This is a genomic window from Brochothrix thermosphacta DSM 20171 = FSL F6-1036, from assembly GCF_036884295.1.
Classification (GTDB): domain Bacteria; phylum Bacillota; class Bacilli; order Lactobacillales; family Listeriaceae; genus Brochothrix; species Brochothrix thermosphacta.
Genome location: NZ_CP145608.1, coordinates 484183 through 498692, shown reverse-complemented (window position 1 = coordinate 498692; position 14510 = coordinate 484183). Strand labels below are relative to the sequence as shown.

Below are 14510 nucleotides of genomic sequence, written 5' to 3'. Positions count from 1 at the left end.
ACATCATTCACAGGCATTGAAAGCGTTTGCATAAATAGCTATACTAAAGGTAGTTCTTAAATAAACTATGTTGGGGGATATCACAATGAAAAAACGATTAATGTTATTTACATCACTTCTTTTAACTTTCACTCTTGTACTTGCTGGCTGCTCGGGCGGTAAAACAGATGATAAAAAGGCCGCTGGTGACAACAAAACGTTAACTGTCTCTGTTGAAGAAATTTACAAGCCTTATGTTGAAAGTATCAAAGATAAATTTGAAAAAGACAACGATGTTAAAGTTAAAATCGTTACCAAGCAAATGTTCGATCAACTTGAAGCCATTCCTCTTGATGGACCTGCTGGAAAAGCACCCGATGTTACATTAGGCGCTTATGACCGTGTCGGTGGTTTAGCTCAACAAGGTCATCTGGCTGAAGTGAAATCACTTTCTTCTGATGACTTTAGTGATAAAGAGAAAAGCTTAGTTACTTCTGAAGGCAAACAATATGGTGTGCCTGCTGTTATCGAAACAATCGTTATGTATTACAACAAAGATTTAATTAAAGAAGCACCTAAAACATTTGCTGAGTTAGAAAAATTAGCAACGGATAAAAAATTCGATTTTGCTTCAGAATCTGGTACAAATACTGCCTTTTTAGCAAAATGGACTGACTTTTACTATAGCTATGGTTTATTAGCAGGTAACGGTGGTTACGTTTTTGGTAAAGACGGCACGGACGTAAATGATATCGGTTTAAACAACGCTGGCGCTGTAAAAGGTGTTGAATACGCAAAAGAATGGTACAAAAAATGGCCTAAAGGAATGTTAGATAACAAAAGTGCCGGTGATTTTGTAACAAAACAATTCACTGAAGGTAAAACTGCTGTTGTTATTGACGGTCCTTGGCAAGCTGCAACCTACAAAAAAGCTAAGGTTAATTATGGTGTCACTTCTATCGCTAAATTACCTGGTGATAAAGATTACAGTCCTTTCGCTGGTGGTAAAGCATGGATCGCAACATCGTATTCAAAAAATCCTGATTTAGCTCAAAAATGGTTAGCTTACGCTGGTAATGCAGACAATGCCTTCAAATTTTATGAAGACACAAACGAAATTCCTGCTAACGAAACAGCACGTGATAAAGCAGCTAAAACAAATGATGAATTAACAAATGCTGTTATTGATCAATTCCAAACTTCAACACCAACACCAACTATCCCTGAAATGAGTGAAGTATGGACTGGCGTTGAAAACTTGATGTTTGATGCTGTATCAGGTAAAAAAGAACCTCAAGCTTCTGCGGATGCAGCTGTTAAGGTAATCAAGACAAATATTAGTGAAAAATACGAAAGCAAATAGCCATTAATTAAGAATAAATGACACTTACATTTTGCCACGTATACTTATGGCTTCTGTAGGTGTCATCATTTTTTCATATCCTATTTGCCCTAGAATCGAGGAGATACTTGTGAAAGAAACCAATCAATCTGTACAAAAAGCGACCTATTTATCGCTCATCTCTGGATTGGGACAATTTTATAATAAACAATATTTTAAAGGCAGCATTTTCCTTGCTGGTTTTGTACTATTTTTTGTTGAAATGTTCCTCTTTGGCTTTGAAGCACTCGCGAACTTTGTAAGTCTTGGTACTACCCCTATCGTTGACAATTCACTATTTATGATGATTCGCGGTTCCTTACAAATCATTGTGACATTGATTTTTATCTTCTTCTACGTGCTTGTAATATTTGACGCACGTAATATTACCAAACGATACCGTAACGGACTATCCGTCAACACGACAGCTAAAGCAAACCTACACAGTTTGTATGAAGATGGTTTTCCTTACCTTCTTACTTTACCTGCCTATCTATTGATGACGTTTGTTATTTGTTTCCCTGTTATGGTAACCATTTTCATCGCTTTTACTAACTATGATTTCCAACATATTACCCCCTTCCGTCTCTTAGACTGGGTTGGGTTTAAAAACTTCTTAAATCTATTTGTGCTTGCTTCTTATCGTGCCACTTTTGCGAGCGTCTTCTCTTGGACAATCATTTGGACATTATTAGCAACCACACTGCAAATTATTTTAGGGATTATCACAGCGGTTATTGTGAATCAAAAATTTGTTAAAGGACAATCGCTCTTCCGTATTTTATTCCTATTGCCTTGGGCAGTCCCAGCATTCATTACAATTATGAGTTTTTCAAACATGTTTAATGATAGTATCGGTGCTATTAATGCGCAAGTCATTCCCTTCCTCAATCATTTACCATTTGTAAATATTGATGCGGTCGCTTGGAAGACAGATCCTTTTTGGACAAAAACTGCTATTATTATGATTCAAGGTTGGCTTGGTTTCCCCTACATTTATGTCATGGTAACCGGCGTTCTTCAATCAATTCCCGAGGAAATGTACGAAGCTGCTAAAATTGATGGTGCTTCTGCCTTCCAACGTTTTTCTAATATTACATTGCCGATGATTTTATTTGCAACGGCACCTGTCTTAATTACACAATATACGTTTAACTTTAACAACTTCTCAATCATCTATCTCTTTAATGAAGGTGGACCTGGAAGTGTTGGTTCTGGTGCGGGTTCAACGGATATTTTAATTTCTTGGATTTACAAACTTACAACTGGTACAGCGCCACAATATTCTGTAGCTGCAGCCGTAACACTCTTAATTTCAATCATTGTTATCTCTGTATCATTGATTGCCTTTAAGAAAACAAACGCCTTTAACAATGAGGAGATGATGTAAGATGGCACAAAAATTTGGTAGAAGTCAAAAACAATCGCGTCTCATGGCGCACCTGTTCACTTATTTATTCTTAATCGTGCTTTCGATTATCATCATCTATCCATTGCTCATTACAGCTTCATCTGCCTTTAAAGACAGTAGTGTTGTTGCTTTTACATTAGACTTTACAGGCCAATGGTCACTGGATAGCTTTAGCCGTTTATTTAGTGAAACAAATTATTTACTTTGGTATAAAAATACAATTATCATCGCCGTTGCAGTAATGGTGATTCAAGTCACCATTGTTACATTAGCAGGTTACACTTATAGTCGTTACCGTTTTAAAGGTCGTAAAAACAGCTTAATTTTCTTCCTTATTATCCAAATGGTACCGACAATGGCTGCCTTGACTGCTTTCTATGTCTTAGCAATGCTACTAAATGGCCTTGATACTTATTGGTTCTTAACCATTCTCTATATCGGTGGTGGGATTCCAATGAATACTTGGTTAATGAAAGGTTACTTTGATACAATCCCACGTGACCTTGATGAATCAGCACGTATTGATGGTGCCGGCCACTTCCGTATTTTCTGGCAAATCATCTTACCATTAGCACGACCAATGATTGCCGTACAAGCATTATGGGCATTCATGGCACCATTCGGCGATTTCTTATTAGCTAAATTCCTACTACGTTCGGATGAACGTTTAACATTAGCTGTAGGCTTACAAACATTGGTATCTGATCCACAACAGCAAAAAGTAGCCTTGTTTGCTGCAGGAGCTATACTGACAGCTTTACCGATTGTTCTCTTATTCTTCTTACTACAGAAAAATTTCGTTTCAGGCCTAACAGCTGGTGGAACAAAAGGATAAGTTCGCTCAAACAACACGATAAGCATTTTGGAGGGAAGACACATGAAAAAAACACCATTTTTATTTAACTACCTGTCGCGCATTTTTTCACCTCGTCGGATTATGGCTGGGAAAAATCAATTTAACATCTGGCAATTGCTCTTTAGCTTGTTTCTTTTGGTTGCGCTGTTAATGGTGCCCATTACATTACAAATTGGAAAAATGACGACCTTCAACTTATCACTTATCATGCCTGAGCCCTATAACTTATCATTAAAGGACAGCTTAAATAGTGTTTCAAACGGAACGTTTAAAAACGGACGTTTACACGCAGATGATGTGACAACAAAAACTGAGCAGACACTTGCTGCCGTTGATACAACCAATCAGTTGCCTATCGTTCAAGGCGACGATGGCCCAACGCTTAAAGGCGTAAAAACAGCAGTGGTTTTTCAAGAAAAAGCGGTCACCATTATTAGTAATGACCTTTATCGCTTTTCACTGCCTTACACAAAAGACACGTCAACCGCTGATTTTAGAACAGCTGCTTCTTTTGAAAAATGGGTCAATCAGCAGTGGTTTAAGAGTAATCAAAGCGTTATTGTTCCCACATTATTATTAATGGCGTTCATTGCTTTATTACTCACACAGTTACTCACTTGGCTCGCCGTCTCGTTCTTCATATCACTCGTTAAACGTTCAAAATTAAGCGATATTCGTTCAGGTAAAGAAGTCTTTGCAATCAGTACCATGTTAATGGGTGCACCAGCTATTGTTACAACCTTGATTAGTCTGTTCACCTTTAACATTATGCTCTTTATGACAGTGCTCTCTTTCGGTTTAATTGCGATGGTTTTAGCTGTTTTCTCAATCACACATTTCCGTATTCCAAAAAAATAAAACAAGGGGGCGATCCGTATGGTTGCCATTTCACTAAAAAACATTGATAAAATTTATGATAAAAAAGTTACTGCTGTTTCCGATTTTAATCTTGAAATTGAAGATAAAGAATTCATCGTTTTTGTTGGTCCTTCTGGGTGTGGAAAGTCCACTACCCTCCGAATGATTGCAGGATTAGAAGATATTAGTCGTGGTGAATTTATCATGGACGGACACCTCATGAATGATGTCGCACCTAAAAACCGTCACATCGCAATGGTTTTCCAAAACTATGCCCTTTACCCGCATTTAAGCGTGTATGACAACATGGCTTTTGGTTTAAAATTACGTAAAATGAACAAAAAAGAAATCAAAGAACGTATTGATAAAGCCGCTCATATTTTAGGTTTAACTGATTATTTACAACGTAAGCCACGTGAGTTATCAGGTGGACAACGTCAACGTGTGGCATTAGGACGTGCGATTGTAAGGGAAGCAAAACTCTTTCTCATGGATGAGCCGCTGTCAAACTTAGATGCAAAATTACGTGTGCAAATGCGTGCCGAGATTAGTAAATTACACCAAGAGTTAAACACCACCATGATTTATGTGACACATGATCAAACTGAGGCAATGACGATGGCCACTCGAATTGTCATCATGAAAGATGGTGTCATTCAACAAGTCGGAACACCTAAAGATGTTTATGAAAATCCAATTAATCTCTTTGTTGGCAGTTTTATTGGTTCACCTCCCATGAATTTTATTACTGGTGAATTGCGCGGCAATCAATTTATTGCACCTGGTACACAACTAACTGTTCCTGAAGGTAAATTGAAAATGTTAAACGGCCGCCCTGACGGTCCGATTACTTTAGGTATTCGTCCAGAAGATATGCATGATGAACCTCTCTTTTTATCAGCAGCACCTGAAAACACTGTGCACTGCGAGGTATTAGTTGCTGAATTAACCGGAGCGGAATATATGCTTCATACAACAATCGGCGGACAAAATGTCATTGCGCGTGTGAATGCACGTACGCAATATCCATTACATGCTAAGATTGAACTTGGATTAGACCTAAGTAAAGCACATCTTTTTGATCCCGTAACAGAGCTTTCGCTCACAAGCAAAGTTTAACCTTAAAAAACACAGCTATTGTCAGTAAATTACTGGCTATATCTGTGTCTTTTTTATTTCACTTACAATTCCCCCTACTCTTTACAACTAATATGCAGTTCCTAAAAGGCTTCATGTTATAATAAATACATACTAAAATAGCACGGAGGAAGCACATGAGTAAAAAAATGAACAGCATCGCTCGATTTAAACACTACGATACCTTATTGAGTTGTCCCATCTGTCACACCGCTATGTCTATTACTGATAGCGCTATTTGTGAACAAGGTCACAATTTTGATTTTTCAAAACAAGGGTATTTAAACTTACTTGTACAAAATAACGCCACTCATTATGATAAGGAACTTTTTGAGTCACGTCGTGAACTCATTACAGAAAGCGCCTTTTTCACACCGTTACTCGAACGTCTGACGACAATTATCAATACGTATCACCAAACGAACCCCTTAACATTAGTTGATGGGGGTTGTGGTGAAGGTTCCCATGTTGCTTATCTAAAAGAGACTTTAGGAGATAAACTGGCTATTGCTTTCGGTACAGATATCGCAAAAGAAGGTATTTTATCTGCGGCAAAACATTACCCAACTGTCTCATGGCTTGTTGCGGACTTAGCTAATATGCCTTTCGCCAATCAAACAATTGATATTATTTTAAATATTTTATCACCCGCCAACTACAAAGAATTTGATCGAATGCTTACACAAGAAGGTTGTGTCATCAAAATAGTACCACAGTCTAATTACCTGAAAGAATTACGTCACTACTTCTTTGCGGATACGACAAAAGCGGATTACTCAAACGATGATACTGTGGCTCTGTTTGAAGGCCAATTTCCTAATTTCACGCGCGAAACAATCAACTACACAACGCAACTTAACGCTCAACAACTATCACACTTGCTACATATGACACCACTCACTTGGAATTTAGAAGAAGATTTAATCCAGCAATTTATCGCGAAAAGTGATGGCATTATTACAGCAGATTTTGAAATTTTAATTGGTAAAAAATAAAGGAGGGCAAAAAAATGCCTGTTGTTTTTCATATTAACGAGAATAGAAAGTGGCAACATTTGGAAAAAAACATCTTCAACTTATTAGCTGAAGAATATGCCGATAAAATTGTTGTCATCGCTAACGGTGAAGCTGTCTCACACTACTTCGAATATAGCCAGTTGGTGACGATTGAAAAAATGTCATCCTCTGTTAAATGGGTCGCTTGCGCAAATTCTTTAAAAGCGCAAGAGCTCGACACTGATCTTTTACCACCTTTTATTGATGTAACACCTAATGGCGTAATTGAAATACTCAATCACCAGATTGTGGGCTATGGTTATATTAAAGTTTAATTTTCTATAAATAAAAGTGAAGTGCCAATCAAGGTGCTTCACTTTTTTGTACTATTAATAAGTTTTATCATTCTTATCCAGTTTAAAAGTCGAAAACTAACATTTAAAATGTAATTATTTACGACTATAGTACGATGTCTATTCCACTTTTTAAAATTATACTAGTATAGTACTATATAATAAAAATATGATTCACTCAAAGGAGACTACTATGACTAAGAAGCAAACAGCTATTATCCTATTTATAATGGCGGCAATTTTAAGTATGACTTATTTTCTGAACAAAGCCGATAACAAAAATACCAGCGCACCCGCTAATGAATCACAATTAAAGAAAGAAAACGCAAGCGCTGATACATCGCAAAAAAATGATTTCCCTCCTAAAGTAACCTTGGTTGAAGCAATTGAAAGTTACCAACAAGAACACCCTGATACAGATATTTCTAGCATTGAACTGGAACAATCATTTAATAAATGGTCCTATACCATTGAAGGGCTTGACGATGAAAAAGAATATGAACTACGCGTCGATGCTCATTCACAAAAAACATCTAAAAAACAGGTAAAAAAACTTGATTGTGATGAAAAAAATGGCATTAAACGTAACGAATCAAAAATAGATACAAGCAAACTTGTCGCACTTACTGAAATTGGAAAAGTCGCTACTGAAAATGCAGCTGGTGAAATCACCGAACTAAGTCTTGAAAAAGAGCTTTCACATACATACTGGACAGTAAAAGTAGAAGAAGGTCTTAACGAAACCGAAGTGAAAATTGATGCCTTCTCCAAAGATGTTCTCGAAATTGAGCAAGATGATTAAATCAATTGGTACCCTTTTTATTAAAATCTAACTACAAACAGTCACTCGTTATAATAAACGGGTGACTGTTTTTCATTTTTCTTATGCAATATGTACTTATAACCACATCTGTCTCTTTTCGCTTTTAATACTAATTTGATACGCCTTCTTACCTAGCGTTTCACCATCTCTTTGCCCCTCTACTGGAACTTCTATCGTCACCTTAATACTTTCAGCTTGATAATGATGATAGTCCTTGGAAAGCACATGGTGCCCTCCAGACAACATTCTAATGAATAACCACACCAATTTAGCTAATGTTATTTTGGGAACAACGACTAAATCTAGCAAACCATCACTATTGCTAGCGTTTGGAGCAATCGCCACACCCCCACCAAAATAAGGATGATTTGTAATTGTCACCAAAAAGGCTGTATCAAATGTCTTTATTTGACCATCTATACTTAATGTTATCCGATAAGACGCTTGTTTAAAATAGCTTTTTAAAAGTGCAAAAACATACGATAACGTCCCTAATCCCAGTTTATTTAACCACTTTTTCGCGAGTGACTCATTTGCGAGTTTCACAATCATCGCATCAAATCCCAAACCAAGATTATTAATAAAATAATTATCTTCACTACCCATTTGATTCTTATAATGACCTACTTCGATCCATTTAGGTTGCTTGACCGCTAAAATATGAGCCAATGCTTGCAACGGTTTTTTAGGTAAATCCACACTGCGAGCAAAATCATTACCTGATCCGGCAGCAATATAACTTAATGGGATATTGCTATAACGCTTACCCAATGATTGAATCGCTTCATTGAGCGTGCCATCTCCACCAATAATCAACAATAATGGCCGCGCTATTTCCACACCATACTTTTCACAATAATTGTTAATGATGTTTTTCATGTCACCTGCATAATTACTTTCAACGCATTCATACTTTATATTTCGTTCTTTCAAAGATATTGTTATTTGTTCGCCAACTCTTGCTCCCTTGCCACCACCAGCTGCAGGATTAATTACAAGATAAATACCGTTCTTGTTCACTCTCGCTATCCCCTCCATTATGCTCTTTGTTAATTATACCAAAGCCTTTTTATCAGTGGCAATAAATAAAAAAGCACCTCCAAAGAACGGATACTCGCCTGAGCGAATATCATGTCCTTCAAAGATGCTTTTCACGTATTTCATGTTAAAAACTTAAAATGAATTAAGCTTTTCCGTTTGAACCAAACCATTCGATACGTTGTTCAACTAACTCAGTTACTGCAGTAGTACCTGGAGCTAATAATTTACGAGGGTCAAAGCCTTTACCTTCTAAGTCTTTACCTTCTTCGATGTATTTGCGTGTTGCTGCTGCGAATACTTCTTGACACTCAGTGTTAACGTTGATTTTAGAAACACCTAATGAGATAGCTTTTTTAACTTGCTCAACAGGAATTCCTGAACCACCGTGTAATACTAATGGAATACCATCAGTAATATCAGCGATTGCAGATAAAGTATCGAAGCTTAAGCCAGTCCAGTTTGCAGGGTATGAACCGTGAATGTTACCAATACCAGCTGCTAAGAAATCAATTCCTAAATCAGCGATAGTTTTACATTCTTCTGGAGAAGCTAATTCACCAGTTCCGATAATACCATCTTCTTCGCCACCAATACTACCAACTTCACACTCTACAGAAACGCCTTTAGCGTGTGCTTTTGCAACAACATCTTTAGCTTTTTCTAAGTTTTCTTCAAATGGTAAATGAGAACCATCAAACATTACAGATGTGTAACCAACTTCGATACATTCTAAAGCATCTGCATAATCACCGTGATCTAAGTGAAGAGCAACTGGTACAGTGATACCCATTGAATCGATTAAGTTTTTAACTAAATCCACACATACTTTGTATCCACCCATGTATTTAGCCGCACCCATTGAAGTTTGGATCATTACAGGTGAGTTAGCTGCTTGCGCACCTGATAAGATTGCTTTTGTCCACTCAAGGTTGTTAGTGTTGAAAGCACCTACTGCGTATTGTCCTGCGCGTGCATCTTTTAACATTTGTTCTGCTGATACTAATGCCATAATTGAATTCCTCCTAGTTTATATACATTTCATACTCTTAAATATTACTCCTTATCAAGTAAGAATACAATACCTAATGAGCTTACATTCATATTGTATCAAGTTATCACAAGAATTCCCACAAAATGACGCTTTTTTTTTGAAAATATCTTTAAATTATGACTTTATACCTGAAAAAAAGTCATAACTTTCATATTGTCAGACTTGTATGCGTTATCATAGAGCCACTTCATTTTCAATTAGCATTTTATTTTTTTCATTTCTTTTCAATTTTTTGCTAAATTTCATATAAAAGAGCAGCCCGACTAAACAAGTAATTGTTTCGGTAATCGTCATCGCCCAAACAATACCATGCAAACCAAAATAATGATGACTTACAAATAAAATTGGAATGAAGAGGACACCTTGTAATACTGCTAAGACAGTTGTTGGCACACCTTCTCCCGCTGCTTGGAAGATAGTCATCAATAAACCTGCAACACCGTTAAACAGTGCCGAAACAAGCATTGCTACAATAATATACGTTCCAATTTCAAAGACTGCCGGATCTTGTGTAAAAAGATGCATAATCGGTGCCCGGAAAACGTAAACACTACTGAGGAATAAAACACCAATAGTAATAATAGCAATTAACGCGTGTTTAAAAGTTGTTCTAAAACGTTTCATATTCCCTGCTGCAAGACTATAAGCAATCAATGGCATACAACCCAAAAAGATACCCATTGCTAAAAATTCTGGTAACTGTACAATCCTTAAAGCGACACCAAATCCTGCAACCACACTCTCTCCATATGATAACGCATAATGATTCAGCAATAACGTTGTCACAATCATAAACGTTGCTTGGAACAATTCAGCGGTTCCTACTTTGTATATTTCCCACTGTTTTGCCCACGATAAGCGCCAACTTTTGAAAAAACCACGTAAATGCTCACTACGTTTTTGCAAATAATAAATATAGTACACTGCCGAAACAAGATTGGCCACGGCTACACCAAGTGCTGCACCCATAACATGTAAATTTAAGCCTAAAATTAATAGTGGATCAAGCGCTAAACTGACCAATGCGCTAATAATCATACCGTTCATCGAAACTTTTGAAGCCCCTTCAGCACGCACAACTTGTTCCAATGTGAAGTTTAAAACAATTGTGAAACCAGTGAGAAACGTTGTGATTGTATAAACGCGTGTATACATCACTGTATCGGCCGTTGTGCCAAGGATTGTGAGTATCGGATTAATAAATATCACAGCTAACACCCCAATGACTAATCCCATAATCACACTCGCATAAACGACATGGCTGGCTACTTGTTTGGCTTCTGTGTCCTGCCCTTTTGCAATCAGCCGTGTAATAAACGTGCCGCCTCCCACACCATATAAATTACCAACTGCCATCAAAATAATAAATAATGGTAACCCTAACGTAATAGCCGTTAACATCGCTGTATTATGTAATAACCCGATAAAATAGGCATTTAATAACGTATAGAGTGAGCCAACTGACATCCCTAACATCATTGGTACCGATAAATGACGTATAGCCTTGTTAACTGATGCTTCTTTTAAATAGTATTCATTACTTTTTTTCACTTTATTTCCCTCCATTTTAAATTCGTCCCCTAATAGTTCGAATTCTATCTTATTTTATTCTAAAAAAATCCCTCTTAAAAAAAGATTAACAACTAATAGTTAGAGTTCTATCTTTATTAAGAGTAAAAAAATACCACAGCTGCTAATAATGCTGTGGATTGGCATTATTCTATGTTTGGTAATGAATCATTTACTTTTGCTAACAAGCGTTTAAATTCTTGTTGCTCTGATTCATTTAACTCTGCAATTAAATCCGCTTCAAGACGTTCAAAATTCCCATGAAATTGATCAATCAAAGCTTTTCCTTTTGGCAAGACATATAATCGTTTTATTCGTTCGTTATCCTTTGGAATAATACGCTCAATATAGCCTTTTTTCTCAAGACCCTGAAGCATACTGGTGATACTAGCACCTCTACGATGAAAAACTTCAGCCAAATCTTTTTGCATAATGCCTTTTTCTTGATGCGCATGGATATAAGCAATCACACGCCCTTGCTGCGCATTCAAACCGAGCTCACTGACTTGTTTATCAGCAGCTACTTTCATTTTCATACTGATGATTCGTATTAAATCCATATAAGGAGTAGCTGACTCTCTTTTTTGTTGATTCATATTTAGACCGCCTTTCGAAAGGTTAGAGTTCTAACTTAAATTAGTTTAACGCTTAGATTTCTAACTGTCAACAAAAAAATCAACTACGCTAACTTTTAAGCGTAGTTGATTCTCATCATTTCATTTAGAATGCGGGTACTAATGTTGCTGAGTGCTCTTTCTCTAAGAAATCGCGGACTTCTTTACTTGTCATTGCTTTTTTCAATGCTTTAATTTTTGCTGAATCTTTATTATCTTCACGTGCGACTAAACTAATTGCAAAACGATCATCCACTTTTTTCTCAAGGAATAATGCATCTTTAGGTGTTAAGTTCAATTTAGCAATATACGTCGGATAGTTATAAACTAAGGCAACATTATCCTCGTCATAGGCTGATGATAAATTAAGTAAATCAACTTGCAACCATTGTAAATCTTTTTTATTTTCAGTCACATCTTTGATTGTGCCATTAAAACCAACGCCATCTTTCAACTTAATTAATCCTTGGTCAGCTAAGATAGCAAGTGCACGTCCTTCATTAGAAACATCATTTGGAATAGCTACTTTAGAGCCTTTTGGGATATCAGCGATGTTTTTATATGATTTTGAATAAAAACCAACTTTAGCATTGTAAATTTTTTGAATAGCTACGAGGTTTGCATCTTTTTCAGAGTTGAATTTTTGCATGTAAGGTTCGTGCTGCGCAAAGTTCGCATCCACTTCTTTATTCTTTAAAAGTTCATTATATTGGATGTTATCATTAACTTGTACTAATTCAATCGTATAACCATCTTTTTTAATTGCTTCTCCAGCTTTTTCAACAACATCGGTCATCGGTGTCATATGTGAAGCTACTTTAATTACTTTATCCTCTTTATCCGTTGTTTTATCAGCTGCCTTATTCCCACATGCCGCCATTACTACTAATACCAGTGTTAAAATAATCATACCTAACATTTTCTTCTTCATTTTAAATTCCCCCTACTATTTTTTTCGTTTATCTAAGTGTCGCGATAGTGCTGTACCCAATACTTGAATACCAATCACACCGATTACCATAATGGCAATTGTGGTATACATTACGCTGTATTCATAACGTTGATAGCCATAACGAATGGCAAAATCACCAATACCGCCGCCTCCGACGATGCCCATAATGGTTGAATAGGATACCATACTGATAATGACAGATGTTAAGCTTAGAACTAAGCCTGAACGCGCCTCTACGTATAAAAAATTAAAAATTAACTGCCGTTTAGTGGCACCTAAAACATGAGCAAGTTCAATCACTTCCTGTGGAATATCCAACAGGACTTGCTCAACTAGACGCGCATAAAGCGCAATCGCTACAAATGCCAATGGAAAGGCTGCTGCATAAGTCCCAAAAGATGAGCCTACTACCCAACGTGTGACTGGGATGAGTGCGACGACAAATAATAAAAACGGAAATGAGCGTACAACGTTAACATAGTTGTTTAAAACAAACGACCAACCAGGACTTTCTAATACACCATTTCTTCTAGTCAAAAAGATGAATGTTCCTAGCGGTAAACCAATCAGTACCGCTACTAAAACGGCAATTAAAAGCATATAGCCTGTTTCACCAATAGCACGTAACATTTCGGGTTGATAATAAGTGAGTTGTTCGAAGTAAGCTTTCATCTTTTCAATAGCTCCAATGCTCGATTCACGTATGAATCATAGGTTGGTTGTACTTTTTCAGCTGTGACATCTGTTAGCGCAACAAGTTTACCACCATCTAAAACAGCGGCGCGTTGACATAAGCTTTTTATAACGCTGAACTCATGGCTGACAATAATAATTGTCGTTGCAAACGTCGCCTGTACACGTTGTAATACTTTTAAAATTTCAACTGTGTGTTGCTCATCTAGTGCTGATGTGGGTTCATCACATAATAAAACAGTGGGTTCTATCACTAAAGCGCGTGCAATTGCGACCCGTTGTTTTTCCCCACCACTTAATTGACTCGGATAATAATCCGCCTTATCAGTCAAATTGACAAAAGAGAGCATTTGATCGACTTTTATCATCGCCTGTTTTCCTTGTAATTTCAGAGGTAATGCAATATTTTGGCGTACCGTTTTATTGCTCAACAAATTAAATTGTTGAAAAATCATCCCCGTTTTTTGACGAAACTGACGTTGGGCTTGCTGTGATAATTGCGTTGCATCTATGCCTGAAACAATAACCTTTCCACTACTAGGTTGCTCCAAATGATTAATGAGACGCAACAAGGTTGATTTTCCTGAGCCGCTTTGTCCGACAATCCCAAATACTTCTTGAGGGGCAATTGTTAGGTTAATTTTTTGAAGCGCTTTCACTTCTTTGCCACCTTGTAAAAATACCTTCGTAACATCCGTTAACTCAATCACACGGTCTCCTCATTTCCACAATAACTTCATAAGAACTTTGAATCCTCATAAGAATACCACAGGCACACTTTAATTTTTATAAAAAAC

Annotated in this window: 15 protein-coding genes; 8 read left to right on the top strand and 7 right to left on the bottom strand. The window is 36.9% G+C overall.

Annotated features, from left to right (window positions below; all coding sequences use genetic code 11):
* The first annotated feature begins 85 nt into the window (after positions 1–85).
* From V6S17_RS02630 to V6S17_RS02595, 8 genes are all read left to right on the top strand, one after another.
* Positions 86–1342, top strand: a complete 1257-nt coding sequence (locus V6S17_RS02630) for an extracellular solute-binding protein (protein WP_029090743.1) — start codon at positions 86–88, stop codon at positions 1340–1342.
* A 109-nt stretch (positions 1343–1451) separates the two neighbouring features.
* Positions 1452–2750: a sugar ABC transporter permease gene (locus V6S17_RS02625; RefSeq protein ID WP_422388460.1), complete on the top strand. Its 1299-nt coding sequence runs from the start codon at positions 1452–1454 to the stop codon at positions 2748–2750.
* Positions 2751–2793: 43 nt separating this feature from the next.
* Positions 2794–3606 carry a sugar ABC transporter permease gene (locus tag V6S17_RS02620; protein ID WP_373453439.1) on the top strand — a complete coding sequence of 271 codons (813 nt, stop codon included), beginning with the start codon at positions 2794–2796 and terminating at the stop codon, positions 3604–3606.
* Between the two features lie 42 nt (positions 3607–3648).
* Complete coding sequence (locus tag V6S17_RS02615; protein ID WP_029090746.1) at positions 3649–4485, top strand: DUF1189 domain-containing protein; 837 nt, start codon at positions 3649–3651, stop codon at positions 4483–4485.
* An 18-nt stretch (positions 4486–4503) separates the two neighbouring features.
* The gene (locus V6S17_RS02610) at positions 4504–5604 is read left to right on the top strand and encodes an ABC transporter ATP-binding protein (protein WP_029090747.1); all 1101 of its coding nucleotides are present in this window, start codon (positions 4504–4506) and stop codon (positions 5602–5604) included.
* 155 nt (positions 5605–5759) lie between these two features.
* Positions 5760–6617 carry a putative RNA methyltransferase gene (locus V6S17_RS02605; protein ID WP_029090748.1) on the top strand — a complete coding sequence of 286 codons (858 nt, stop codon included), beginning with the start codon at positions 5760–5762 and terminating at the stop codon, positions 6615–6617.
* A 14-nt stretch (positions 6618–6631) separates the two neighbouring features.
* Positions 6632–6952, top strand: a complete 321-nt coding sequence (locus V6S17_RS02600) for a DsrE family protein (protein ID WP_029090749.1) — start codon at positions 6632–6634, stop codon at positions 6950–6952.
* Positions 6953–7163: 211 nt separating this feature from the next.
* The gene (locus V6S17_RS02595) at positions 7164–7772 is read left to right on the top strand and encodes a PepSY domain-containing protein (RefSeq protein WP_051457253.1); all 609 of its coding nucleotides are present in this window, start codon (positions 7164–7166) and stop codon (positions 7770–7772) included.
* 96 nt (positions 7773–7868) lie between these two features.
* On the opposite strand, the gene V6S17_RS02590 is transcribed toward V6S17_RS02595, so the two are convergent.
* From V6S17_RS02590 to V6S17_RS02560, 7 genes are all read right to left on the bottom strand, one after another.
* Entirely contained in the window at positions 7869–8813 is a 945-nt protein-coding gene (locus tag V6S17_RS02590; RefSeq protein WP_029090751.1) for a diacylglycerol/lipid kinase family protein, read from the bottom strand.
* Positions 8814–8976: 163 nt separating this feature from the next.
* A complete protein-coding gene (locus V6S17_RS02585) occupies positions 8977–9843 on the bottom strand; it encodes a class II fructose-bisphosphate aldolase (protein ID WP_029090752.1) in 867 nt (288 codons plus the stop codon).
* 216 nt (positions 9844–10059) lie between these two features.
* A complete protein-coding gene (locus V6S17_RS02580) occupies positions 10060–11436 on the bottom strand; it encodes an MATE family efflux transporter (protein ID WP_211250306.1) in 1377 nt (458 codons plus the stop codon).
* Positions 11437–11600: 164 nt separating this feature from the next.
* The gene (locus V6S17_RS02575) at positions 11601–12050 is read right to left on the bottom strand and encodes a MarR family winged helix-turn-helix transcriptional regulator (protein WP_029090754.1); all 450 of its coding nucleotides are present in this window, start codon (positions 12048–12050) and stop codon (positions 11601–11603) included.
* 124 nt (positions 12051–12174) lie between these two features.
* On the bottom strand, positions 12175–12999 hold the full coding sequence (locus V6S17_RS02570) for a MetQ/NlpA family ABC transporter substrate-binding protein (RefSeq protein ID WP_029090755.1): 825 nt from the start codon (positions 12997–12999) through the stop codon (positions 12175–12177).
* A 15-nt stretch (positions 13000–13014) separates the two neighbouring features.
* On the bottom strand, positions 13015–13692 hold the full coding sequence (locus V6S17_RS02565) for a methionine ABC transporter permease (RefSeq protein WP_029090756.1): 678 nt from the start codon (positions 13690–13692) through the stop codon (positions 13015–13017).
* Positions 13689–14423 carry a methionine ABC transporter ATP-binding protein gene (locus V6S17_RS02560; protein WP_029090757.1) on the bottom strand — a complete coding sequence of 245 codons (735 nt, stop codon included), beginning with the start codon at positions 14421–14423 and terminating at the stop codon, positions 13689–13691. The genes V6S17_RS02565 and V6S17_RS02560 overlap by 4 nt, the downstream gene beginning before the upstream one ends.
* Positions 14424–14510 lie beyond the last annotated feature (87 nt).

Excerpts from the sequence above, each read along its gene's own strand:
- V6S17_RS02630 (WP_029090743.1), top strand. The coding sequence starts at position 86 with ATGAAAAAACGATTAATGTTATTTACATCACTTCTTTTAACTTTCACT.
- V6S17_RS02620 (WP_373453439.1), top strand. The coding sequence starts at position 2,794 with ATGGCGCACCTGTTCACTTATTTATTCTTAATCGTGCTTTCGATTATC.
- V6S17_RS02615 (WP_029090746.1), top strand. The coding sequence starts at position 3,649 with ATGAAAAAAACACCATTTTTATTTAACTACCTGTCGCGCATTTTTTCA.
- V6S17_RS02610 (WP_029090747.1), top strand. The coding sequence starts at position 4,504 with ATGGTTGCCATTTCACTAAAAAACATTGATAAAATTTATGATAAAAAA.
- V6S17_RS02605 (WP_029090748.1), top strand. The coding sequence starts at position 5,760 with ATGAGTAAAAAAATGAACAGCATCGCTCGATTTAAACACTACGATACC.
- V6S17_RS02600 (WP_029090749.1), top strand. The coding sequence starts at position 6,632 with ATGCCTGTTGTTTTTCATATTAACGAGAATAGAAAGTGGCAACATTTG.
- V6S17_RS02595 (WP_051457253.1), top strand. The coding sequence starts at position 7,164 with ATGACTAAGAAGCAAACAGCTATTATCCTATTTATAATGGCGGCAATT.
- V6S17_RS02585 (WP_029090752.1), bottom strand. The coding sequence starts at position 9,843 with ATGGCATTAGTATCAGCAGAACAAATGTTAAAAGATGCACGCGCAGGA.
- V6S17_RS02575 (WP_029090754.1), bottom strand. The coding sequence starts at position 12,050 with ATGAATCAACAAAAAAGAGAGTCAGCTACTCCTTATATGGATTTAATA.
- V6S17_RS02570 (WP_029090755.1), bottom strand. The coding sequence starts at position 12,999 with ATGAAGAAGAAAATGTTAGGTATGATTATTTTAACACTGGTATTAGTA.
- V6S17_RS02565 (WP_029090756.1), bottom strand. The coding sequence starts at position 13,692 with ATGAAAGCTTACTTCGAACAACTCACTTATTATCAACCCGAAATGTTA.